Origin of the sequence: Oceaniovalibus sp. ACAM 378 (assembly GCF_008085915.1) — a bacterium.
Taxonomy (GTDB): Bacteria; Pseudomonadota; Alphaproteobacteria; order Rhodobacterales; family Rhodobacteraceae; genus Oceaniglobus.
Genome location: NZ_VSJK01000085.1, coordinates 1 through 848, shown reverse-complemented (window position 1 = coordinate 848; position 848 = coordinate 1). Strand labels below are relative to the sequence as shown.

Below are 848 nucleotides of genomic sequence, written 5' to 3'. Positions count from 1 at the left end.
CTCTGTTGATGGCGTGGATGCCCCTCCCGACGGCATCGCAATGTGCCATTGTGGTGAGTGTTAAAGCCATCACAAAAGGAAGGAGCATCCATGTCCGAAGTTACTATTATCGGTGTCGACTTGGCAAAGCGCGTTTTCCAGTTACACGGTGCACAACATGACGGTTCGGTCGCGTTTCGTAAGAAGCTTTCACGAGGTCAGTTTCTCGCGTTCTTGGCGCAGCAGCCTAAATGCCTGATCGCCATGGAGGCTTGTGCAACGGCGCATGGCTGGGGTCGGGAATTTGAGAAGTTGGGCCACGACGTGCGCCTGATCCCGCCAGTCTATGTGAAGCCGTTCGTCAAACGCCAAAAGAACGATGTGGCCGATGCAGAGGCCATCGTAGAGGCTGCATTGCGTCCGACCATGCGCTTTGTCGCCGTGAAGTCCGAAGATCAGCAGGCCCGCGCCATGCTGTTTCGCACGCGGCAGATGTTCGTTGGTCAGCGCACCCAGATGATCAATGCTTTACGTGGCCATCTCGCCGAACACGGCCTAGTCGCGGCCCGAGGGCCCGCCCATCTCAAGACGCTTGCGGACGCAATTGCCGATAGTGGCACGGCGCTGCACCCGGAAGTTCGAGACCTCAGCCAAATATATCTGGAGCAAATAGAGGGGTTGAATGCGCGTGTCGCAGAGCTCGACGCAAAGATGAGATGTGCCGCTAAGAAAGCGGACTCGGTCCGCCGCGCACAGACCATGCCGGGCGTAGGCCCTGTAACGGCTCTTGCGATCGAGACGTTTGCACCTGACCTGGCCACCTTCAAACGCGGTCGCGATTTTGCTGCGTGGCTTGGGCTCGTGCCTAA

General features: G+C 58.0%; 1 protein-coding gene. It reads left to right on the top strand.

The window, feature by feature from the left end:
• Positions 1–90 precede the first annotated feature (90 nt).
• The coding region (locus tag FQ320_RS25300) for an IS110 family transposase (RefSeq protein ID WP_148476008.1) at positions 91–848 on the top strand (758 nt) is incomplete at its 3' end.